Genomic DNA, 1,130 nt, shown 5'->3' on the forward strand with positions numbered 1-1,130 from the left:
GGTGGCGCGCGACGGCCGCCTCGCCGCCTACGCCCCCGCGCCTGCGGCAGAGGCGGCGCTGCGGCGCGCCGAGGTGGAGCTCGTCGCGCAGCGCGAGCGCTACCGGCGCTCCCAGGACGCGCGCCGCGGCGAGCGGCGGGAGTTCCAGCTCGCGCACCCCGACCCATTCCGCCCGCACGACGCGTCGGCCGCCTACGCGATAACGGCGCGCACGGCCGTGCCCACCCTGTTCGTGCGCCTGTTCGGCGGCTTCGAGGCGCGCATCGGCGACGAGCCGGTCGACCCGCGCGCCTTCAGCCGCGTCAAGACGAAGACGCTGCTCGCCATGCTCGTGCTCAACCGCGGCCGCGAGGTCGCGCGCGACCGCTTGGCGGCGCTGATGTGGCCGGCTGCCACGCCGGAGTCGGCGCGCAAGAACTTCTACAGCATCTGGTCGAAGCTCAACCGCGCGCTGCGCGTGGGGGCGCACTGCCCGTACCTCATCCGCAGCCAGAACGGGTGCCGGCTCGACCCGCGGCTCGTGACGAGCGATGTGGCCGCCTTCGAGGCGCTCTCGCGCACGCTTCTGTTCGGCGCGCCGGAGTCCGAGGGGTGGGAGGAGCTCTACGCGCGGGTGTGCGACGAGTACGCCGACGACCTCATGCCGGGGGAGGAGGACAACGAGATCATCGCCTCGATGCGCGACCGCTACCGCGTTCAGCTCATCGACGGGCTGATCGCGACGTCGATCAGGCTCGCGCAGCGCGGCGAGGCGCGCGGGTCGGTGTGGTTCGCGCGCGAGGCGCTGCGCCGCGACGCCGCGCGGGAGGACGCCTACCTGGCGCTCATGGAGGCGCAGGTGGCCGCCGACCAGCGCGCCTCCGCGATCGAGACGTACTTCGCCTGCCGCCGCTTCCTCTCCGACGAGCTGGGGATCGACCCTTCCGCGAAGACCGTCGAGCTCTACCGCTCCATCATCGAAACGGAGGAGCCGCTCGCGTAGGTCCGCACGCGCCACTTGCGCCCCGCGTCCGTCCGCGCCCGCGCTCGCTTGACGCACGCGTCCGCCCGCCCACCCCGCGCCCCGCGCTCGCTTGTCGCCCGCCCCCGCGCCCGCCCGCCGGCGCCCCGCATCCGCCCGCTGCCCGCTT

General features: G+C 74.8%; 1 protein-coding gene. It reads left to right on the top strand.

What is annotated here, in order from left to right; all coding sequences use genetic code 11:
• The coding region (locus G7Y49_RS11985; RefSeq protein ID WP_304518566.1) for a BTAD domain-containing putative transcriptional regulator at window positions 1-982 on the top strand (982 nt) is incomplete at its 5' end.
• Window positions 983-1,130: the final 148 nt, after the last annotated feature.

It is taken from the genome of Adlercreutzia sp. ZJ242 (assembly GCF_011038995.1).
In the GTDB taxonomy this organism is placed as follows: domain Bacteria; phylum Actinomycetota; class Coriobacteriia; order Coriobacteriales; family Eggerthellaceae; genus CAAEEV01.